The following is a 20058-nucleotide window of genomic DNA, read 5'->3' on the forward strand; positions in this document are numbered from 1 at the left end:
GGCCAGCCGGGGCGGCCGAACGGACGAAGGGGCGCCGCGGCTACACCGAGGTGTGCCGGGTCGCGTCCCTGCGGGCCAGGTCACGGGAGCGGCGGGCCGGCCCCTTCCAGCCGCAGCCGCACACGGCCAGGCAGAAGGAGCCGCGTTCCGCGGTGCTCGTGGAGTGGCCGGCGGGCGGCTGTGCGGGTTCCGCGGGGTCCCGCGGCAGGGGCACAGCGGTAAGCGGAGCGAGCGGCGTCGGCTTCGTGTGCTGATCCACCCCTCCACCGTACCCGGGCCCGGCCCCGTCCGGTACGGCCCCGGGAGCCGGGCGGCCCGTTACGGGAAACCCCGGACCTCGTTAACCGGAGCGGGTGGGGGCCTCGGGCAAACAGCGGTCTCGCGTTGGGGGTTGGCAGGCGATGGTGGTGCACCAGCACAGGCGGCGGAGAAGGCGTGCGGGTGAGGCGGTGCTCGCGGTCTGTGCGGCGGTGGCCGTCGCGGCGCTGAGCGCGTGCGGAGCGGCGAGCGGCACGGACGCCGGCAGCGGCTCCGGCAAGGGCTCCCGCGGCGGTGACGGCCGGCCCCCTGGCGACCCGGCCGCCGCGGTCCGCGGCGCCGCCGACGCGCTGACCGCCGCCGGGAGCGCGAAGGCCCGTACGGCGATGGAGATGGCGACCGGCGGGACCCGGGTCACCATCCGGGGCGAGGGCGGGGTCGACTTCCGCAAGCGGATGGGCCAGCTGCTGGTGATGCTCCCCGCCGACGTGAAGGGCCAGGCCGAGCACCGGCCCATCACCGAGCTGCTCGTCCCCGGCGCGCTCTACATGAAGAACCGGGGCGCCGGCGTCCCCGACGACAAGTGGGTCCGCCTGGACACCGCCACGCTCTCGGACGGGAACCTCGTCACCGGCGGTGCCACCGATCCGGTGGCCGCGGCCGAGCTGCTGCGGGGCGCGCGGGAGGTGACGTACGTGGGCGAGACCGAGCTGGCCGGCACCAGGGTGAGGCACTACCGGGGTACGACGGAAATCGCGGAGGCCGCGCGGAGCGCCTCGCCGGGGACCAGGGGAGCCCTGGAGGCGGCGGCGAAAGGGTTCAGCAAGGACAGCGTGCCGTTCGACGCGTACCTCGACGAGGAGGGGCGCCTGCGCAAGGTCAGGCACCGGTTCACGTACGTCAAGAATGGCGTGATCGATGTGTCCTCCACCACGCTGCTCTACGGATTCGGGACCCCGGTGACCGTCGTATTGCCCCCAAGCGGGGACATTTACGCCGGGAAGATCGCCGAATAGCCGGCCGGGCGGGGTGAACCGGCGCCTCCGGGCCATGGCCCCGCTATCCGGAAATGGTCCATCCGTGTCATGCGCGGCCGGAGGCCCGCTCCCTAGGCTGGTATGCCGAGCGCCGACGGGCGAGGGCGGCAGAGAGAGGTGACACGCGTGACTCCCGCAGGCGGCATGACGGTGCAGGACCACGTGGCGCTCGCCGAGATCGAGCTGTGCGGTGAGCTGATCATCGCGGCCTCGGCGGCGGCCGAGGAGCGGCTGAGCCAGGACCGGATCGACGAGGTGCTGATGGGGATCCGCCTGTAGCGCGGGGCGCCGTCGGGCGGTTCCGGGCGGTTCCCGCGGCGCCGTCGCCGCGGGCCGCGCGCCCCCGTCCCCGTGCCGGCGCCCGCCGCGTCAGCTGCGCAGCAGGCGCGCGATGGCCTTCGTGGCCTCCTCCACCTTCGCGTCGATCTCGGTGCCGCCCTTGACGGCGGCGTCCGCGACGCAGTGGCGCAGGTGCTCCTCCAGCAGCTGGAGGGCGAAGGACTGGAGGGCCTTCGTACTGGCCGAGACCTGCGTGAGTATGTCGATGCAGTACACGTCCTCGTCGACCAGGCGCTGGAGGCCGCGGATCTGGCCCTCGATCCGGCGCAGCCGCTTGAGGTGCTCGTCCTTCTGGTGGTGGTAGCCGTGGACGGCTCCGGAGCCCTCCGCCTCGATGGTCGTCATCGGTCCTCCCGTGGTCCGGAAAGAGGGGTTATACCCCTCATGGGTATAGGGTACGTCGCCCGGGCCGGGGGGACAGGGGTCCGTGGCTCCCACTCTGCCTGATGGAGGACACTGGGGAACCGCCGGTTAGCCGTGGCCGGGGGATGCGCCTAGCATCAGCCTGACCGAATCCAATGCACCCCGAGGACCTCACGTGCGATTTCGTCTGACCCCCAGGGAGACGAGCTTCTACGACATGTTCGCCGCATCCGCGGACAACATCGTCACGGGCTCCAAGCTCCTGATGGAACTGCTCGGAGCGGAACACTCCGCCCGGGCCGAGATCGCGGAGCGGATGCGGGCGGCGGAACACGCTGGGGACGACGCCACCCACGCGATCTTCCACCAGCTGAACTCCTCCTTCATCACGCCGTTCGACCGGGAGGACATCTACAGCCTCGCCTCGTCGCTCGACGACATCATGGACTTCATGGAGGAGGCGGTCGACCTCGTCGTCCTCTACAACGTGGAGGAGCTGCCCAAGGGCGTCGAGCAGCAGATCGAGGTGCTGGCGCGGGCGGCCGAGCTGACCGCCGAGGCCATGCCGCACCTGCGGACGATGGAGAACCTCACCGAGTACTGGATCGAGGTCAACCGTCTCGAGAACCAGGCCGACCAGATCCACCGCAAGCTGCTCGCGCAGCTCTTCAACGGCAAGTACGACGCCATCGAGGTGCTGAAGCTCAAGCAGATCGTCGACGTCCTCGAAGAGGCCGCCGACGCGTTCGAGCACGTCGCGAACACGGTGGAGACCATCGCCGTCAAGGAGTCCTGAACCCCGTGGACACCTTTGCGCTGGTCGTGACCATCGGTGTCGCGCTCGGCTTCACGTATACGAACGGCTTCCACGACTCCGCGAACGCCATCGCGACCTCCGTCTCGACGCGGGCCCTGACCCCGCGCGCGGCCCTGGCGATGGCCGCCGTCATGAACCTGGCCGGTGCCTTCCTCGGCAGCGGGGTGGCCAAGACGGTCAGCAAGGGCCTGATCGAGACCCCGCACGGCAACAAGGGCATGTGGATCCTCTTCGCGGCCCTGGTCGGCGCGATCGCCTGGAACCTGATCACCTGGTACTTCGGTCTTCCGTCGTCCTCCTCGCACGCCCTGTTCGGCGGCATGGTGGGCGCGGCGCTGGGCGGCGGGACGGAGGTCATCTGGTCCGGCGTGGTCGAGAAGGTCGTCATCCCGATGTTCGTCTCGCCGGTCGTCGGTCTCGTGGCCGGTTACCTGGTGATGGTCTGCATCCTGTGGATGTTCCGCCGGGCCAACCCGCACAAGGCCAAGCGGGGCTTCCGCATCGCGCAGACGGTCTCGGCGGCCGGCATGGCGCTCGGCCACGGTCTCCAGGACGCGCAGAAGACGATGGGCATCGTGGTGATGGCCCTGGTCATCGCCGACGTCCAGGGCGCCGACGAGGCCATCCCGATCTGGGTGAAGGTCGCCTGTGCCGTCATGCTGTCGCTGGGCACGTACGCGGGCGGCTGGCGCATCATGCGCACCCTCGGCCGCAAGATCATCGAGCTGGACCCGCCGCAGGGCTTCGCGGCGGAGACCACCGGCGCCTCGATCATGTTCGGCTCGGCGTTCCTCTTCCACGCGCCGATCTCGACCACCCACGTGATCACCTCGGCGATCATGGGCGTGGGCGCGACCAAGCGGGTGAACGCCGTGCGCTGGGGCGTCGCCAAGAACATCATCCTGGGCTGGTTCATCACCATGCCGGCGGCGGCCGCGGTGGCCGCGGTCAGCTTCTGGATCGTGAACCTGGCCTTCGTGTAGCGCGCCGGAGCGGCGGAGCGCCGTCGCGCCGTAGTGCCGTACGAAAGCGGGCCGGCTCCCCCCACCCAGGGGGAGCCGGCCCTTTTCTTCCGCCCCGCGGCGGCACCGCCATGCAGCGCCGCGGGACGTCCAGGCGGGTTCCGGCGATCAGCCGAAGCGGCCCGAGATGTAGTCCTCCGTCGCCTGGACGGACGGGTTGGAGAAGATCCGGTCCGTGTCGTCGATCTCGACGAGCTTGCCCGGCTGGCCGACGGCGGCGAGGTTGAAGAAGGCGGTGCGGTCCGAGACGCGGGCCGCCTGCTGCATGTTGTGCGTCACGATGACGATCGTGAAGCGCTCCTTCAGCTCCCCGATCAGGTCCTCGATGGCGAGGGTGGAGATCGGGTCGAGGGCGGAGCAGGGCTCGTCCATCAGCAGGACCTGCGGCTCGACCGCGATGGCGCGGGCGATGCACAGGCGCTGCTGCTGGCCGCCGGAGAGGCCGGAGCCCGGCTTGTTCAGGCGGTCCTTGACCTCGTTCCACAGGTTGGCGCCCTTGAGGGACCGCTCGACGATGTCGGCGAGTTCGGCCTTCTTGTAGCTGCCGTTCAGGCGCAGGCCCGCCGCCACGTTGTCGAATATCGACATGGTGGGGAAGGGGTTGGGGCGCTGGAAGACCATGCCGACCGTGCGGCGCACCGCGACGGGGTCCACGCCGGGGCCGTACAGGTTCTCGTCGTCCAGCAGCACCTTGCCCTCGACGCGGCCGCCGGGGGTGACCTCGTGCATGCGGTTCAGGGTGCGCAGGAAGGTCGACTTGCCGCAGCCGGAGGGGCCGATGAAGGCCGTCACGGAGCGGGGTTCCACGGTCATCGAGATGTCGTCGATGGCCTTGTGGCCGCCGTAGAAGGCGGAGAGGCCGCTGACGTCGATTCGCTTGGCCATGAGGGTCACTTCGCTTTCAGTGGGTCACCGCGGCGGAGCCGCTGACGGGCTCGCTCTTAGCGACCGGTCTTCGGGGCCTTCCAGCGGGCGATGCCGCGGGCCACCAGATTGAGGATCATGACGAAGGCGATCAGGACGAGCGCTGCCGCCCAGGCCCGGTCGTAGGAGGCTTCACTGCCGACCTTGTACTGCTCCCAGATGTAGAGCGGGAGCGAGGACTGGGCGCCTTCGAAGGGGTTGCCGTTGATGAGCTGCGAACCGAAGACCAGCAGCATGATCGGCGCGGTCTCACCGGCGATGCGGGCCACCGCCAGCATGACACCGGTGGAGATGCCGCCGATGGCGGTGGGGAGCACCACCTTCAGGATGACGCGCCACTTCGGCACGCCGAGGGCCAGGGCGGCCTCGCGGAGCTCGTTCGGGACGAGCTTGAGCATCTCCTCGGTGGAGCGGACCACGACCGGCATCATCAGGATCGACAGGGCCATCGCGCCGGCGAAGCCGGAGGGGCCGAAGCCGAGCATCAGGTTCCAGGTCGTCAGGATGAACAGGCCCGCGACGATCGAGGGGATGCCGGTCATCACGTCGACGAAGAAGGTGACGGCCTTGGCGAGCCGGCCCTTGCCGTACTCGACCAGGTAGACGGCGGTCAGCAGGCCGATCGGCGCGGCGATCAGGGTGGCCAGGCCGACCTGCTCCAGCGTGCCGAGGAGGGCGTGGTAGACGCCGCCGCCCTGCTCGAAGCTGGTCACGCCGTTCATGGAGTGGCTCAGGAAGGCGCCGTCGAGGACGCCGATGCCGCGGCTGACGGTGGTGATCATCAGGGAGAGCAGCGGGACGACGGCGAGGACGAAGCAGACCCAGACGACGGAGGTCGCGACGCGGTCCTTGGCCTGGCGGCGGTTCTCGACGACCGCGCTGGAGGCGTACGTGATCCCGACGAACAGCAGGGCCGCGATCAGGCCCCACTGGATCTTGCTGTGCAGGCCGAGGACGAGGCCGGCGGCGGTGCCGAGCGCCACGGAGGCGACGGCGGTGCCGGCCGGTGCCCAGCGGGGCAGGCCGCCGCGGGTCAGTCCGGCGGGGGAGGAGGACCTGCGGGCCCCGGCGGGGCGCTGGTCCTGGAGTGCGTGGCTCATCAGGCGTTCGCCCCCGAGAAGTCCTTGCGACGGGCGATGATCAGGCGGGCCGCGCCGTTGACGAGCAGGGTGAGCAGGAAGAGGACCAGGCCGGAGGCGATCAGCGCGTCGCGGCCGAACTCGTTGGCCTCGTCGAACTTCGCGGCGATGTTCTGCGCGAAGGTGCCGCCGCCCGGGTTCAGGACGTGCAGCGAGATGAGGAAGCTCGGGGAGAGGACGGTCGCGACGGCCATGGTCTCGCCGAGCGCGCGGCCGAGGCCCAGCATCGAGGCGGAGATGACGCCGGAGCGGCCGAAGGGCAGCACCGACATCCGGATGACCTCCCAGCGGGTCGCGCCGAGGGCCAGGGCGGCCTCCTCGTTCATGCGCGGGACCTGGAGGAAGACCTCGCGGCTGACGCTGGTCACGATCGGCAGGATCATGATCGCGAGCAGGATGCCGACGGTGAAGAGCGAGCGGGCGACGCCGACCTGGGTCTTCTCGAAGACGTAGGTCCAGCCGAGGTACTCGTCGAGCCAGAGGTTCAGCCCGTTCAGCTGCGGCACCAGGAAGAGGGCGCCCCAGATGCCGTAGACGATCGACGGCACGGCGGCCAGCAGGTCGACGACGTAGGCGAGGGGCGAGGCGAGCTTGCGCGGCGCGTAGTGCGAGATGAACAGGGCGATGCCGACGGCGATCGGGACCGCGATGACCATCGCGATGATCGAGCTGACGACGGTGCCGAAGAGGAGGACGGCTATGCCGAAGACGGGGGGGTTGGCCGAGGCGTTCCAGTCGAAGGTGGTGAGGAAGTTCCCCTCGTTCTTCGACAGCGCGATGGTGGCCCGGTAGGTGAGGAAGGCGGCGATCGACGCCATGATCACCAGGAGCAGGATGCCGGAGCCCTTGGAGAGCCCCGCGAAGACCTTGTCACCGGCGCGGCCGGTGGACCTCGTGCTCGAGGAGACGGGCGGAGCCGCGTCTGTCTGGGTGAAAGTGGTGGAAGCCATGGTCTTTCCGGTCTGTGTGGGGGGCGGGCCCCCTGGCGGCGGTGCACCGGATTTCCCCCGGGTGGTGGGGGAGGGTCCCGGGTCCCGGGGCCGATCGGCGCAGGATCGGCCCCGGGCCGGGAGGGGTGTGGCTAGGCCAGCGACTTGATGACTTCGCGGACCTTGGTGTTGATCTCGGCCGGGATCGGCGCGTAGCCGTTCTCGGTGAGGACCTTCTGGCCCGCGTCCGAGGAGGTGTACTCGAGGAAGGACTTCACGGTGCCGAGCGTCTCGGGCTTGTTGCCCTTGTCGCAGACGACCTCGTACGTGACCAGGACGATCGGGTACGCGCCCTCGGCCTTGGTGGTGTAGTCGAGCTTCAGGGCCAGGTCGGAACCGGTGCCGGCGATCTTCGCGGCGGCGATGGCCTTGGAGGCGTTCTCCGGGGTGGCCTTGACCGGGGTGCCGGCCCCGGTGTTGACGTCGACGGTCTTGATGTTCTGGGAGGTGGCGTACGAGAGCTCGAAGTAGCCGATCGCGCCGTCCACGGCCTTGACCTGGGAGGCGACGCCGGCGGAGCCGGAGGCGGCCTGGCCGCCGGGGGCGGGCCACTTCTTGGAGGCCTCGTAGGACCAGGCGTCGGGGGCGGCGGCCTTGAGGTACTTGCCCAGGTTCTCGGTGGTGCCCGAGTCCTCGGAGCGGTGGAAGGCCTGGATGGCGGTGGAGGGGAGCGTGACGCCGGGGTTCAGCTTCTTGATCGCCTCGTCGTCCCACTTCTTGATCTTGTCGTTGAAGATGTTGGCGAGCGTCGCGGCGTCCAGGTTCAGCTTGTCCACGCCGGAGACGTTGAAGCCGAGGGCGATGGGTCCGCCGACCATCGGCAGGTTGACGCCCTGGCCGCCGGTGCAGATCTTCTTCGACTCCTCGACCTGCTCGGGCTTCAGCGCGGAGTCCGAGCCGGCGAAACCGACGGTGCCCTGGTTGAAGGCGACGATGCCCTCACCGGAGGAGGAGGACTTGTAGTTCACCTCGACGCCGGAGCAGGCGGCCATGTAGTTCTTCACCCACAGGTCGACCGCGTTCTTCTGCGCGGAGGAGCCGGAGGCGAGGAGCTTGCCCTTGGCGCCGTCGCACTTGACGTCGCCGGGGGCGGGGGCCGAGGCCTTCTTGGTGCCGTCGGCGCCGGTCTTCGTGTTGTCGTCCGAACCGCACGCCGTGAGGACCAGGGCGCCGGACACGACGAGGGCCCCGAGGGCGGAGGCACGAAGCCGGTTCTTGCGCTGAAGCTTCACTTTCGGGTGTTCCTTCCGAGGAGCCGCCGGCCGCTTTCTGTATCGGGGCGGCGTGCGAAGAGGACTACGGGGCTGTGGTGGTGCGGCGCCGCGTCTTCCCGGTCGGCTCGCACCGTGCACTACCGAAATTAGGCAGAACAGGTGAAGCCGTCGACCGCGCTTGGTGAACGGGGGGTGAACCGTGGCGGACGGCCTGGTGCGGATGGGGTGGTTTGCGTGGGGGCGTAATCGGTCGTTATCCACCCGTTGTGCCGCGGTTGCCCCTTCCCGGACGTGCGGGCGGGCGTGGCCGGATCCCGCCGTCGCGCCGGGCCGGGCCCGGCCCGGCCCCGCGAGGCGGGGGCGTGGACGGACGGCGGCGCTACGGGCGGAGGACGGCTCCGGCCGGGGCGGGGTGCCAGACCCGGTGGAAGGCGCGGCGGGCCGCCTCCACCGCGTGGCGCTGGTCGGCGTGCAGCACGCCGAGGGCGTACGCGGTCGCCGGGGCGATGCGCGGGGTGCGGGCGGCCGCCGCCGAGGCGGTGGCGGCCTCCGCGGCGTCCCGGTGCAGGTCCAGCGTCTCGCCCGCCGCCGCGAGCCGGGCCACGTCCCCGCCCAGGGCCTCCCGCGCGTACCGGTGCAGCCGCAGCAGGCGGCGTACCTCGTGCCAGGCGGCGTCCTCGTGCGCCGCGTACGGGGTGCCGTGCGCGGCGGGAAGGGCGGAGACGGCCCCCGCCAGGCGGGCGCCGGTGAGCTCCGCCAGCGGTTCCAGCACGTCCCCGGCCCGGCCCCCGGCGGCCACCGGGTCCAGCGGCACCTCCGAGGCCAGCACCGCGACCGCGTCCGCCACCGCGTGGAAGCGGGACGACCCGAGGGCCTGGAGGGTGGCCGAGTGCGCCCGCGTACGCGCCAGCGTGAGCCGGCGCTCCAGCAGGGCGCCCGCCCGGGCCGAGCCCACCGTGAGGGCGCCCGGGGCGCCCGCCCCGCCCCGCGGCGCGGGCAGGTCGGGGGAGCCCGACAGCCGCTGGAGGGCCTCCAGCAGCCGCGACAGCCGGGCGGCGTGGGCGTGCTCGTCGGCCAGGGTGGCCGACAGCCAGACCAGCTCCGTGCGCAGGGAGTCCGCCCAGCCCGTCTCGGTGACCGGCCGGAACGTGCTCAGCGAGCCGGCGATGCGGCGCGCCGCGCTCCGCAGGCCGTACGCCGCCCCGCTGCTCCCGGTGGAGTCGGAATCGGAGCCGCCCGCCGCGCCCGCGTCGTGCAGGCGCAGCGCGCGCAGGAAAGCGGTGGCCTGGGAGCGCAGGTACGCGCCGAGCACGTCCCCCGCGGACAGGTCGTCATGGTTTGGCAGAGCCACGCCGGCGCCTCCGGGCGTCTATGAGCATCTCCTGTACGTGCCGCAGCGGCTGGCCCTCGGCGTCGGTGCTGTGCCGGGTCCATTCGCCGTCCGGGCCCAGGTGCCAGGAGGAGGTGGCGTCGGACATGCCGGTCTCCAGCATCCGGTCCAGTGCCGCGCGGTGGGCCGGGTCGGTGACCCTGACCAGTGCCTCGATGCGGCGGTCGAGGTTGCGGTGCATCATGTCGGCGCTGCCGATCCACACCTCGGGTTCGCCGCCGTTGCCGAAGGCGAAGACCCGGGAGTGCTCCAGGAAGCGGCCGAGGATCGAGCGGACCCGTATGTTCTCCGACAGCCCGGGGACGCCGGGGCGTACGGCGCAGATGCCGCGCACCCAGATGTCGATGGGGACACCGGCCTGGGAGGCCCGGTAGAGGGAGTCGATGAGGGCCTCGTCGACGATCGAGTTCATCTTCAGGCGGACCGACGCCGGGCGGCCGGCCCGGTGGTGGTCGGCCTCCTTGTCTATGCGCGAGATCAGCCCGTCGCGCAGGGACTTCGGGGCGGTCAGCAGCCGGCGGTAGGTCTCGCGGCGGGAGTAGCCGGACAGCCGGTTGAAGAGGTCGGAGAGGTCCGCGCCGACCTGCGGGTCGGCGGTGAGCAGGCCGAGGTCCTCGTACAGGCGGGCGGTCTTGGGGTGGTAGTTGCCGGTGCCGACGTGGCTGTAGCGGCGCAGGGTGTCGCCCTCCTGCCGGACGACGAGGGAGAGCTTGCAGTGGGTCTTGAGGCCGACGAGGCCGTAGACGACGTGGCAGCCGGACTCCTCCAGCTTGCGCGCCCACTTGATGTTGGCCTGCTCGTCGAAGCGGGCCTTGATCTCCACGAGTACGAGGACCTGCTTGCCGGACTCGGCGGCGTCGATCAGGGCGTCCACTATCGGGGAGTCGCCGGAGGTCCGGTACAGGGTCTGCTTGATCGCGAGGACGTCCGGGTCTCCGGCGGCCTGTTCCAGGAAGGCCTGCACGGAGGTGGAGAAGGAGTCGTACGGGTGGTGGAGCAGTACGTCGCGCTCGCGCAGCGCGGCGAATATGTCGGGCGCGGACGCGGACTCCACCTCGGCGAGGTCGCGGTGGGTGCCGGCCACGAACTTGGGGTACTTCAGCTCGGGCCGGTCCAGGGAGGCGATGCCGAAGAGCGCGGTCAGGTCGAGCGGGCCGGGCAGCGGGTACACCTCGGCGGCGCTGACCTTCAGCTCCTGGACGAGGAGGTCCAGGACGCCGGGGTCGATGGACTCCTCCACCTCCAGGCGCACGGGCGGGCCGAAGCGGCGCCGCATGAGCTCCTTCTCCAGGGCCTGGAGGAGGTTCTCGGCGTCGTCCTCCTCGACCTCCAGGTCCTCGTTGCGGGTCACGCGGAACATGTGGTGCGCGAGCACCTCCATGCCGGGGAACAGCTCCTCCAGGTGCGCGGCGATGACGTCCTCCAGGGGGACGTAGCGCTGCGGGGAGGCCTCCAGGAACCGGGAGAGGATCGGCGGGACCTTGACCCGGGCGAAGTGGCGGTGGCCGCTGACCGGGTTGCGCACGACGACGGCCAGGTTGAGGGAGAGGCCGGAGATGTACGGGAACGGGTGCGCGGGGTCCACGGCCAGCGGGGTGAGCACCGGGAAGATCTGGTTGCGGAACAGGGTGAAGAGGCGGGCCTGCTCCTTCTCGGTGAGGTCGGGCCACCGGATGAGGTGGATGCCCTCCTCCGCGAGCTGGGGGGCGATGTCGTGCTGGAAGCAGGCGGCGTGCCGGGCCATGAGCTCGCGCGAGCGGGTCCAGATCAGGTCCAGCACCTCGCGGGGCTGGAGGCCCGAGGCCGAACGGGTGGCGACGCCGGTCGCGATGCGGCGCTTGAGGCCGGCGACGCGGACCATGAAGAACTCGTCGAGGTTGCTCGCGAAGATCGCCAGGAAGTTGGCGCGCTCCAGGAGCGGGGTGGCCGGGTCCTCGGCGAGCTCGAGCACCCGTTCGTTGAAGGCCAGCCAGCTGCGCTCCCGGTCGAGGAAACGGTTCGCGGGGAGCTCGCCGGTCTCGTCCTTGTCCTCGTACGCGTCCAGGTCGGCGTCGAGGTCGGGATCGAGGTCGACGTGGCCGACCACGCGGGCCGCGTGGGGGCGGTGGGCGGCTATGGAACCGATGCGGGGTTTGCCGGCGCCGTCGCCGGTGCCGTTGCCGCCGGTGCTGCCGCTTCCGGTCGCGGGGGTGTGAGACGGGTGCTGGGCGGGGACCCCGGCGGGGCCTGCGCTGGGCTGGTGGCTCATGACTCCATTCTTCCGCGCGCGCGGCAGGACAGGCGCGTCGGAAGTGTCTGCCGTCAGGCGGAGTCGGGGCTGCATGCCGGGAGACTCGCAAGCGCGTCTGAATGCCCGGTTAATGGCGTATGGCTTTCGGGGTCCGCCTGGGGCACGCGGCGGGGCGGGGCGCGCTGCCGCCGGGGGGCGTCCGCCCCTGTCCCGCACCCCGGGGAGGCAGGGCGGCGGGCCTTGCGGCGGGCTCGGGGCGTCCTTCCGGGGGGCCTTCCACGGCCTCCCGGAAGGCCTCGGCGGCCGGGGCTTCATATCCGGCATACGCGGTTCTGTCGGGCTTCTCAGCCGGGACTCAGAATGCTTTCATGATCCGCGGACAGAGTCGGATGCATGACCGAGAGCTTCCGCCGCGAAGGCGAGTACCCCCAGCAGAACCAGGAGAACGGCCCGGACCGCCACGGCGCGCCCTTCGGCGACGACTGGCTGCGGGGGCGCGAGCGGCTGGCAAGGGATGCCGGGGGCGGCGCCGGGGCCGGGGCCGGGGCCTTTCCGCCGCCGCCCCCGTACCCGCCGGCCGCGTCGGCCCCCGGCTGGCACGAGGCGCACCAGCCGCCGGTGCTCCGCGGCGAGACCCTCCCCGCCGGACCGCCCGCCGGACCCGCCGCCGGAACCCCCGCCGGGCCCGCGCACGCGGCCCGGGCCAGGCGTCCCGTCGCACTGCTCGCCGCCGTCGCCCTCGCGGCGGCCGCGGTCGGCGGCGGGACGGCCGTCGCCGTGCAGGAGTTCCTCGGGCGGGGCGCGGCCGCGGGCGGCGGCTTCAGCGGCACCAACGTCTCGCAGTCCGGCAACGGCACCGTCTCCGGGGTCTCCGAGCAGGTCAGCCCGTCCGTCGTCCGCATCGACACCCGCACCGGCTCCGGTCAGGGCACCGGGTCCGGCATCGTGCTCACCGCCGACGGCGAGGTCGCCACCAACAACCACGTCGTCAGCGGCGCCTCCGAGATCCAGGTGACGCTGAGCGACGGGAAGAAGTACCGGGCCGAGGTGGTCGGGACCGATCCCGGCAAGGACCTGGCGCTGATCAGGCTCCAGGGCGCGAGCGGCCTCAGGCCCGCCAAGCTCGGCGACTCCGACCGGCTCAAGGTCGGTGACGAGGTCGTCGCCATCGGCTCCCCCGACCGCCTCACCGGCACCGTGACCAGCGGCATCGTCTCGGCCCTGGACCGCGAGGTGAACGTGCCGAGGTCCGACGACCGGCAGCGGTCCCCGCAGCGGCAGCCCGGCGGCTGGCCGTTCTCCTTCGAGGGCCGGCAGTTCAACGGCGACACCGGCTCCAGCACCACCTCGTACAAGGCCATCCAGACCGACGCCTCCCTCAACCCCGGCAACTCCGGCGGCGCCCTCGTCGACATGAACGGCGAGATCGTCGGCATGCCCTCCGCGATCTACTCGCCGGCCGCCGACGGCGACGGTGCCGGCAGCGTCGGCCTCGGCTTCGCCATCCCGGTCAACACCATCAAGGCCGACCTCGGCTCCCTCCGGAAGGGGGGCACCGGGAGCGGCGGCACCGACAGCGGCGCCACCGGCTCCGGCACCTCCTTCTGACACCCTGGGACGTGCCCCGCGCACCGACCACCACCCTGGGGGACCCCACCATGTCCGCAGCCGCCACCACCGGCGCCGAAGGCGAACCGCAGCGGATCCTCGTCGTGGACGACGAGCCCGCCGTGCGTGAGGCCCTGCGCCGCAGCCTCGCCTTCGAGGGGTACGCCGTCGCGACCGCCGTCGACGGGCTCGACGCCCTCGACCGGGCGGCCTCGTACGCCCCCGACCTGATCGTCCTCGACATCCAGATGCCGCGGATGGACGGGCTGACGGCGGCCCGCCGGCTGCGCGCCTCCGGCAGCGTCACGCCGGTGCTGATGCTGACCGCCCGCGACACCGTGGGCGACCGCGTCACCGGACTCGACGCGGGCGCCGACGACTACCTGGTGAAGCCCTTCGAGTTGGACGAGCTCTTCGCCCGGGTCCGCGCGCTGCTGCGCCGCAGCGCGTACGCCGCCCCCGCCGCCGGCCGGGAACCGGACGGGGACCGCCTCGCCTTCGCCGACCTGCGCATGGACCCCGCCACCCGCGAGGTCACCCGCGGCGGGCGTCCGGTGGAGCTGACGCGTACGGAGTTCACCCTGCTGGAGATGTTCCTGGCGCACCCGCGGCAGGTGCTGACGCGCGAGCAGATCCTCAAGACCGTCTGGGGCTTCGACTTCGAGCCCAGCTCCAACTCCCTGGACGTGTACGTGATGTACCTGCGCCGCAAGACCGAGTCGGGCGGCGAGCCGCGGCTGGTCCACACCGTGCGCGGGGTGGGGTACGTCCTGCGCGCCGGCGAGGGCGGCCCCGAATGACGGGGCCGGCCGCCCGGTTCCGGGCCCTGCCGCTGCGCTCGCGGCTCGCGCTGCTGGTCACCGTCGCGGTGGCGGTCGCGGTGGCGGCGGTGGCGGGGGTGTCCTGGGTGATGGTCCGGGCGCAGCTGAACGACCAGCTCAACCGGTCGCTGAGGGGCACCGACCCCAACGAGCAGGTGCTGCGGACCCTGCGCGAGGGATGCGCGAACCGGCCGGCCCAGACCTCCCCCAACATCGCCGAGGAGCTGAACGCCACGGTCCAGATCGTCACCGCCGACGGCGGCCGCTGCCTGGTCGACGGCCGGCGCGACCTGCCGGTCACCCGGGCCGACCTGGAGGTCGCGGTGACGCCGAACGCCAGCAGGCTGCACGACGTGACGACCGACGACGGCACCGGCATGCGGGTCTACACCCGCTCCGCCAGCCTCGCCGGGGGCCAGCGCTTCGCGATCTCCATCGCCAAACCCCTCGCCGACATCGACAAGCCCCTGTCCACCCTGGCCTGGGTGCTGCTGCTGGTCTCCGGCATCGGTGTGGTCGGCGCCGGCGCGGCCGGGCTGTGGGTGGCCCGTACCGGGCTGCGGCCCGTCGACGAGCTCACCGGCGTCGTCGAGCACGTCGCCCGGACCGAGGACCTGACGGTACGCATCCCCGACGAGGGCGACGACGAGATCGCCCGCCTGTCACGGTCCTTCAACGCGATGACCGCCGCCCTCGCCTCCTCCCAGGAGCGCCAGGCCCAGCTGATCGCGGACGCCGGGCACGAGCTGCGCACACCGCTCACCTCGCTGCGCACCAACGTCGAGCTGCTCGCGCGCAGCGAGGAGACGGGCCGGGCCATCCCGCCCGAGGACCGCAGGGAGCTGCTCGCCTCGGTCAAGGCGCAGATGACGGAACTCGCCGCGCTGATCGGCGACCTCCAGGAGCTGTCCCGCCCGGACGCGGCCCCGCACGCCCCGCTCGGGGTGGTGGCCCTGCACGAGATCGTGGCCTCGGCCCTGTCGAGGGCCCGGCTGCGCGGACCCGAGCTGCGGTTCGGCTCGGCCCTGGAGCCCTGGTACGTACGGGGCGAGGCGGCGGCGCTGGAGCGGGCGGTGGTCAACCTGCTGGACAACGCCGTGAAGTTCAGCCCGCCGGGCGGCGCGGTGGAGGTCTCGCTGCACGCGGGCGAGCTGACCGTGCGCGACCACGGGCCGGGCGTCCCGCCCGAGGACCTCCCGTACGTCTTCGAGCGGTTCTGGCGTTCGGAGTCGGCCCGGGCCCTGCCCGGCAGCGGGCTGGGGCTGTCCATCGTGGCGCGTACGGCGGCCCGCTCGGGCGGCACCGCCGAGCTGCGCGCCGCCCCGGACGGGGCGGGCGGCACGGAGGCGGTCCTGCGGATCCCGGGCGCCCCGGCGCCGCCGCCGTCCTCGCAGCCCGCGGCGGGGCCGTCAGTTGTGCCGGATCAGTGAGGCGACCAGGCCGGAGCGGGTGTTCGGGAAGTCCATCGGGACGATGCCGAGGCCGGTGCGGCCGGCCAGCTCCGTGCCGTCGACGAAGGCGTGGACCTGCGGGTTGAGCCGGTCGGAGTTCCAGCGCGGGGGCATGTACGCGGCGGTGCTCACGTAGTTGACGAAGAGCTTGCCGGGCTGCTGGACCGCCTTGCGGAAGTGGTCCTCGATGCGGACGCGCTTGGCGAAGGGCTCGGTGTTGTAGTCGTCCTGGATGTCGAAGACGGAGCCGTCGCCGTAGCGCAGGCCGGGCAGTCCGGCGTTGTCGGCGAGGAGGACGACCTTGCCGCGGGCCTGCCCGAGGGAGGGCAGGGTGTCGGAGATGCGGAAGAGCGGGCGCCAGCCCCGGTTGTCGAGGTAGTCGTCGAAGACGGCGCGGAAGGTGGCGTCGCTGTCGGAGGAGTACTCCTGCTTGACCCGCATCAGCACCGTCTCAGAAGGGTGCGCGGCGAGGAAGTTCCAGCAGTCGGTGAGGACGTCGCCGAACATCAGGCCCTGGTAGAACGAGCCGTGGTGGATGGCGAAGGAGCCGCCGGTCACCCGGCAGCGGACGTCCAGGAAGCGGATCCCCGAGACGAGCTGCTCGGCGACCGAGGTGTTCTGGCAGGCGACGTACAGGCCGCCCTGGCGGGCTCCGGAGTCATGGGTGCCGGGGATGGTCATCCGCTGGAGGGCGGTGGAGTCGGCGAGGCCGGCCATCCAGTCCTGGGTGCCCAGTGTCCGGGCGGAGGCGGGGGCCGCCGTCCCGAGTCCGAGGAGCGCGCCCGCGCCCGCGGCCGTCGCCCCCGCCAGAAAAGCCCGCCGGTCCCATGCCATGCCCCGCCCCTTCGCCGATCCGGTGATGGGACCGGATTATGGCCTGCGGGACCCCCGTTTACTACCCGTCGGTAGACTCCGGTTCCTCCAGCAACTCCGCCATCCTGCGCAGCCCTTGGGTGAGCTCACGCCCCGTCGGGGCCTGTTCGGGGTCGGTCAGGGCCTGCACCATCACCCCGCTGAGCAGGGCCAGGTGCACGGACCCGAGGGCCCGTACGTCCTCCTCGGTGACGTCCTCCTCGGACACCCCGGCCAGCTGCGCCGCCACCATCCGCCGGGACCGGCGCTGGCCCTCGGCGAGGACCGCGAGCAGCTCGGGCGAGGACTGGGCGTGCACGAAGGCCTCGATGTTGGCGATCCACAGCCAGCGCGTGTCGAGGAAGTCGCGGCTCTTGCGGTCCCAGGTGTCGGCGTACCGCTCGGCCGCGGTGCGGCCCTGCCCGGCGAGCCGGCCGGAGCCGGCGGCCCAGTCGTCCATGGCGGCGAACAGCGCCTGGTTGAGCAGCGCCTCGCGGGATCCGAAGTGGTAGCCGATGGCGGCCATGCTCACCCCGGCGGCCGAGGCGATGTCGCGCACGGTGGTGCGCGCGTACCCCTTCTCCTCGAGGCAGCGGCGCGCGCCGGCCAGCAGGTCCTCGCGATTTCCCATGTCCCGGATGGTATCCGCGCCCCCGCGGCATGCCGCCCCGCTCGTGTTTGGGCAATCGTGCAAGACGAATGTATTGCGCGCTTGCCCAACTCCTGGCAGGGTGATGCCGTCGCCACACGGACCGCGGTCCACGAACGGGGAGAGCCGGAATGCGCCACACGCTGGACATCGAAGGACGCACACTGTCGTACCTGGACCCGGGCGGCAGCGGCCGTCCGCTCCTCGCCCTCCACGGCGGGATGTCCGAAGCCGCCGCCTTCACCGGCCTGGCCGCCGCCCTCGGCGACCGGTGGCGGGTCATCGCCCCCGACCAGCGCGGCCACGGCGACTCCGACCGGGCCCCCCACTACCGCCGCGAGGGGTACGTCGCCGACGCCGTCGCCCTCCTGGACCACCTCGGGCTCACCGGGCCCGTCACCGTCCTCGGCTACTCCCTCGGCGGGCTCAACGCCTACCACCTGGCCGCCGCCCACCCCGGCCGGGTCGGCGCCCTGATCGGCGTGGACGCCACCGTCGACATCCGCGTCCCCGCCGGGCCGCAGTGGTTCGACTTCCTCGAAGCCCTCCCCTACACCGCGCCCACCCGTGAGGAACTCCTCGCCGCCGTCGACCCGGCCGCCCTGCCGTTCGTCGCCGACGGGGTGCGGCCCCTGGCCGACGGGAGCGGCTGGCGGCTGGCCTTCAACGGCGAGGACATGCTCGACTCCATCCGCTCCTGCGAGGGCGACCACTGGGACACCTGGCTCGCCGGCACCTGCCCCGCGCTGCTGGTCCACGGCCGCCACAGCCAGGCGCTCACGCAGACCGTCGCCGACGCCATGGTCGCGCGGCGCCCGGGGACCTCGTACACCGCGCTCGACGGCGACCACTTCGTGCCCTTCACCGACCCCGAGGGCTTCCACACGGCCGTCGCGGCCTTCCTGGCGACCCTCTGACGACACCGCCGCCCCCTCCGGCACGGGGGTGCGGAGGGAGCGGCGGGAACACCCGGGGGGCGGAGGGTGCGGTGAAGCCGAGGGGGGCGGGGAAAGCCCGAGGGGGCGGCGGGCCGTCCGGCCCACCGCCCCCTCGGGACGCATCCGCGTACCGCTACTTGACGACCGTGATCCGGTCCGCCGCCGGCGGGGCGATCGGGCTCGCCGCCGTCGACTTCGCCAGGTAGGCGTTGAAGGCGTCCAGGTCGGACGCGCCCACCAGCTTGTTCTTGTGCTCCTTCAGGACGGTGAACCCGTCGCCGCCGCCCGCGAGGAACTCGTTCATCACGACCCGGTAGGTCCTGGCGGGGTCGATCGCCGCGCCGTTCAGCTTCACCGAGTCCACGACGACGCGGTCCGCGCCCGCCTTCGTCATGTCCAGGGTGTAGGTGAAGCCCTTCGACACCTGGAGGATCTTCGGGTTGGCGCCGTTGACCGGGCCGCTGACCTGCTGCTGGAGCGCGGTGATCAGCTGCGCGCCGGTCAGGTCGACGACGTTCATCAGGTTGTTGAACGGCTGGACCGTGTACGACTCGCCGTACGTGACGACCCCGTCGCCCTCCTCACCCGAGGCCTTGTAGGCCAGGTCGGAACGGATGCCGCCCGGGTTCATGAGGGCCAGCTGCGCGCCGCCCTTGTCCGCCGGGGCCGTGGCCTCCAGCTGCGCGTCCGCGATCAGGTCGCCGAGCGGCTTCTCCGGCGCGTCCAGCCCGCGGCCCGGGATGTCGGCCGAGATGTAGCCCATCGGACGGTTCGCCACCGGCGCGGCGAGCTCCTTCCAGCGGGTGATCAGCTCGGACATGTCCGGGGCCTTCGGCTGCTCACGGCCGACGACCTTGTTCACCGGCTTCGGCGACATGACCGGCGTACGGACGATGTCCTTCGTCGCCCGGTCGTACGTCAGCGTGGTGTCCGTGTACAGACGGCCCAGGGAGGCGGCCGAGGTGACCGTACGCGGGTTGCCCGCCGGGTCGGGGATGTTGCAGGAGTAGGCCTGGTGCGTGTGGCCCGTCACCAGGGCGTCGACCTTCGCGTCGACGTTCTTGGCGATGTCGACGATCGCACCCGAGATGCCGGCACCGGCGCCCGGCACGTCGCAGTCGTAGTTGTACGCGCCGCTCGCGGGCAGCCCGCCCTCGTGGATCAGCGCCACGATCGACTTCACGCCCTGCTTGTTCAGCTCGGCCGCGTACTTGTTGATCGTCTCGACCTCGTCGGCGAACTTCAGGCCCTTGACGCCCTCGGCGGTGACGACGTCCGGCGTGCCCTCCAGGGTGACGCCGATGAAGCCGATCTTCACCTCCCCCTTCTTCCAGACGAAGGTGGGAGACATCATCGGACGCTTGGTCTTCTCGTCCGTGACGTTCGCCGCGAGGTACGGGAACTGCGCTCCCGTGAAGGTCTTGCCGTACTCGAAGCAGCCCTCGACCGGGTGACAGCCGCCGTACGCCATCCGGCGCAGCTCGGCCCGGCCCTCGTCGAACTCGTGGTTGCCGACGCTCGACACGTCGAGGTTCAGCTTGTTGAGCGCCTCGACGGTCGGCTCGTCGTGGAAGAGACCGGACAGCATCGGACTGCCGCCGATCATGTCACCGGCCGCGGCCGTGACGGAGTACTCGTGGCCCTTGCGGGCCTCGCGCAGGCTGGTGGCGAGGTACTCGACCCCGCCCGCCGGTATCGCTTTGGTGGTGCCGTCTGCCTGACGTTCGCTCACGGTGCCGGAAGAGCCCTGCGGGGGCTCCAGCGTGCCGTGGAAGTCGTTGAACGAAAGCATCTGTACGTCGACGGTCCGGCCCTTGGGAGGCGTACCGCCACCACTCGCGGCACCGGCCGGCAGTGCGGCGGCGACCAGCGCGCCGGCACCCGCCGTGAGGGCGAGGGCGCCGAAGGTCAACCGGCGGGCCGAACGGGGCCGTTGTGGCTTCGCTGACATTTAGTCCCCTTTGTGGACAGCGAGACAAGTTGGGAGGTGCCTCGCAGCCTAAGGTCAACGCGCGTA

General features: G+C 71.9%; 19 protein-coding genes. 8 read left to right on the forward strand and 11 right to left on the reverse strand.

All coding sequences use genetic code 11. The annotated features are described in order from the left end of the window. Positions 1-40: 40 nt before the first annotated feature. A complete protein-coding gene (locus tag ACZ514_RS26625) occupies positions 41-259 on the reverse strand; it encodes a hypothetical protein (RefSeq protein WP_469125851.1) in 219 nt (72 codons plus the stop codon). 142 nt (positions 260-401) lie between these two features. Between ACZ514_RS26625 and ACZ514_RS26630 the strand changes: the two genes are divergently transcribed. Together ACZ514_RS26630 and ACZ514_RS26635 are read left to right on the forward strand one after the other, a co-directional pair. Further along, a complete protein-coding gene (locus ACZ514_RS26630) occupies positions 402-1274 on the forward strand; it encodes an SCO4651 family lipoprotein (protein WP_469125852.1) in 873 nt (290 codons plus the stop codon). 147 nt (positions 1275-1421) lie between these two features. Then, positions 1422-1574 (forward strand): hypothetical protein, encoded by a 153-nt coding sequence (locus ACZ514_RS26635; RefSeq protein WP_467895684.1) that lies wholly within the window; start codon positions 1422-1424, stop codon positions 1572-1574. A 90-nt stretch (positions 1575-1664) separates the two neighbouring features. Here the strand turns inward: ACZ514_RS26635 and ACZ514_RS26640 are convergent, their stop codons facing one another. Then, entirely contained in the window at positions 1665-1979 is a 315-nt protein-coding gene (locus ACZ514_RS26640) for a metal-sensitive transcriptional regulator (RefSeq protein ID WP_042801353.1), read from the reverse strand. 193 nt (positions 1980-2172) lie between these two features. Here ACZ514_RS26640 and ACZ514_RS26645 point away from each other — a divergent pair, with 193 nt between their 5' ends. Beyond that, on the forward strand, positions 2173-2793 hold the full coding sequence (locus ACZ514_RS26645) for a DUF47 domain-containing protein (RefSeq protein ID WP_388945876.1): 621 nt from the start codon (positions 2173-2175) through the stop codon (positions 2791-2793). A gap of 5 nt (positions 2794-2798) precedes the next feature. Further along, positions 2799-3797, forward strand: a complete 999-nt coding sequence (locus tag ACZ514_RS26650) for an inorganic phosphate transporter (RefSeq protein WP_469125853.1) — start codon at positions 2799-2801, stop codon at positions 3795-3797. 147 nt (positions 3798-3944) lie between these two features. On the opposite strand, the gene pstB is transcribed toward ACZ514_RS26650, so the two are convergent. The 6 genes from pstB to ACZ514_RS26680 all read right to left on the reverse strand — a co-directional run bounded on the left by pstB (position 3945) and on the right by ACZ514_RS26680 (position 11740). Continuing rightward, a complete protein-coding gene (gene pstB, locus ACZ514_RS26655; RefSeq protein WP_468174218.1) occupies positions 3945-4721 on the reverse strand; it encodes a phosphate ABC transporter ATP-binding protein PstB in 777 nt (258 codons plus the stop codon). A gap of 56 nt (positions 4722-4777) precedes the next feature. Next, complete coding sequence (gene pstA, locus ACZ514_RS26660) at positions 4778-5860, reverse strand: phosphate ABC transporter permease PstA (protein WP_469125854.1); 1083 nt, start codon at positions 5858-5860, stop codon at positions 4778-4780. Next, complete coding sequence (pstC, locus tag ACZ514_RS26665; RefSeq protein WP_468174214.1) at positions 5860-6849, reverse strand: phosphate ABC transporter permease subunit PstC; 990 nt, start codon at positions 6847-6849, stop codon at positions 5860-5862. Before pstC ends, pstA begins: the two co-directional genes overlap by 1 nt. A gap of 131 nt (positions 6850-6980) precedes the next feature. Then, positions 6981-8120: a phosphate ABC transporter substrate-binding protein PstS gene (pstS, locus tag ACZ514_RS26670; protein WP_468174212.1), complete on the reverse strand. Its 1140-nt coding sequence runs from the start codon at positions 8118-8120 to the stop codon at positions 6981-6983. A 361-nt stretch (positions 8121-8481) separates the two neighbouring features. Beyond that, positions 8482-9453, reverse strand: coding sequence for a CHAD domain-containing protein (locus ACZ514_RS26675; RefSeq protein ID WP_468174210.1), 972 nt, complete (start codon positions 9451-9453; stop codon positions 8482-8484). Further along, entirely contained in the window at positions 9434-11740 is a 2307-nt protein-coding gene (locus tag ACZ514_RS26680; protein ID WP_468702001.1) for an RNA degradosome polyphosphate kinase, read from the reverse strand. Before ACZ514_RS26680 ends, ACZ514_RS26675 begins: the two co-directional genes overlap by 20 nt. Before the next feature lie 375 nt (positions 11741-12115). Between ACZ514_RS26680 and ACZ514_RS26685 the strand changes: the two genes are divergently transcribed. The 3 genes from ACZ514_RS26685 to ACZ514_RS26695 are packed head-to-tail and all read left to right on the forward strand — an operon-like array spanning position 12116 to position 15581. Continuing rightward, positions 12116-13330: a S1C family serine protease gene (locus ACZ514_RS26685; RefSeq protein ID WP_469125855.1), complete on the forward strand. Its 1215-nt coding sequence runs from the start codon at positions 12116-12118 to the stop codon at positions 13328-13330. A gap of 50 nt (positions 13331-13380) precedes the next feature. Next, entirely contained in the window at positions 13381-14130 is a 750-nt protein-coding gene (locus ACZ514_RS26690) for a response regulator transcription factor (protein ID WP_469125883.1), read from the forward strand. Beyond that, complete coding sequence (locus tag ACZ514_RS26695; protein WP_468701997.1) at positions 14127-15581, forward strand: sensor histidine kinase; 1455 nt, start codon at positions 14127-14129, stop codon at positions 15579-15581. The genes ACZ514_RS26690 and ACZ514_RS26695 overlap by 4 nt, the downstream gene beginning before the upstream one ends. On the opposite strand, the gene ACZ514_RS26700 is transcribed toward ACZ514_RS26695, so the two are convergent. Next, positions 15561-16436 carry a phosphatidylinositol-specific phospholipase C gene (locus ACZ514_RS26700; protein WP_468701995.1) on the reverse strand — a complete coding sequence of 292 codons (876 nt, stop codon included), beginning with the start codon at positions 16434-16436 and terminating at the stop codon, positions 15561-15563. The genes ACZ514_RS26695 and ACZ514_RS26700 overlap by 21 nt on opposite strands. Positions 16437-16497: 61 nt before the next feature. After that, the gene (locus ACZ514_RS26705; protein ID WP_469125856.1) at positions 16498-17085 is read right to left on the reverse strand and encodes a TetR/AcrR family transcriptional regulator; all 588 of its coding nucleotides are present in this window, start codon (positions 17083-17085) and stop codon (positions 16498-16500) included. 149 nt (positions 17086-17234) lie between these two features. Here ACZ514_RS26705 and ACZ514_RS26710 point away from each other — a divergent pair, with 149 nt between their 5' ends. Continuing rightward, positions 17235-18020, forward strand: a complete 786-nt coding sequence (locus ACZ514_RS26710) for an alpha/beta fold hydrolase (RefSeq protein WP_468701991.1) — start codon at positions 17235-17237, stop codon at positions 18018-18020. A 154-nt stretch (positions 18021-18174) separates the two neighbouring features. On the opposite strand, the gene ACZ514_RS26715 is transcribed toward ACZ514_RS26710, so the two are convergent. Beyond that, positions 18175-19992: a bifunctional metallophosphatase/5'-nucleotidase gene (locus ACZ514_RS26715; RefSeq protein ID WP_468174204.1), complete on the reverse strand. Its 1818-nt coding sequence runs from the start codon at positions 19990-19992 to the stop codon at positions 18175-18177. Positions 19993-20058: the final 66 nt, after the last annotated feature.

It is taken from the genome of Streptomyces sp. NPDC034086 (assembly GCF_055575515.1).

Bases quoted from the DNA above. Each gene is read 5' to 3' on its own strand.
- ACZ514_RS26715 (WP_468174204.1), bottom strand. From the start codon at position 19,992: ATGTCAGCGAAGCCACAACGGCCCCGTTCGGCCCGCCGGTTGACCTTC.
- ACZ514_RS26680 (WP_468702001.1), bottom strand. From the start codon at position 11,740: ATGAGCCACCAGCCCAGCGCAGGCCCCGCCGGGGTCCCCGCCCAGCAC.
- ACZ514_RS26700 (WP_468701995.1), bottom strand. From the start codon at position 16,436: ATGGCATGGGACCGGCGGGCTTTTCTGGCGGGGGCGACGGCCGCGGGC.
- ACZ514_RS26705 (WP_469125856.1), bottom strand. From the start codon at position 17,085: ATGGGAAATCGCGAGGACCTGCTGGCCGGCGCGCGCCGCTGCCTCGAG.
- ACZ514_RS26695 (WP_468701997.1), top strand. From the start codon at position 14,127: ATGACGGGGCCGGCCGCCCGGTTCCGGGCCCTGCCGCTGCGCTCGCGG.
- ACZ514_RS26630 (WP_469125852.1), top strand. From the start codon at position 402: ATGGTGGTGCACCAGCACAGGCGGCGGAGAAGGCGTGCGGGTGAGGCG.
- ACZ514_RS26640 (WP_042801353.1), bottom strand. From the start codon at position 1,979: ATGACGACCATCGAGGCGGAGGGCTCCGGAGCCGTCCACGGCTACCAC.
- pstC (WP_468174214.1), bottom strand. From the start codon at position 6,849: ATGGCTTCCACCACTTTCACCCAGACAGACGCGGCTCCGCCCGTCTCC.
- ACZ514_RS26685 (WP_469125855.1), top strand. From the start codon at position 12,116: ATGACCGAGAGCTTCCGCCGCGAAGGCGAGTACCCCCAGCAGAACCAG.
- pstB (WP_468174218.1), bottom strand. From the start codon at position 4,721: ATGGCCAAGCGAATCGACGTCAGCGGCCTCTCCGCCTTCTACGGCGGC.
- ACZ514_RS26690 (WP_469125883.1), top strand. From the start codon at position 13,381: ATGTCCGCAGCCGCCACCACCGGCGCCGAAGGCGAACCGCAGCGGATC.
- ACZ514_RS26710 (WP_468701991.1), top strand. From the start codon at position 17,235: ATGCGCCACACGCTGGACATCGAAGGACGCACACTGTCGTACCTGGAC.
- pstA (WP_469125854.1), bottom strand. From the start codon at position 5,860: ATGAGCCACGCACTCCAGGACCAGCGCCCCGCCGGGGCCCGCAGGTCC.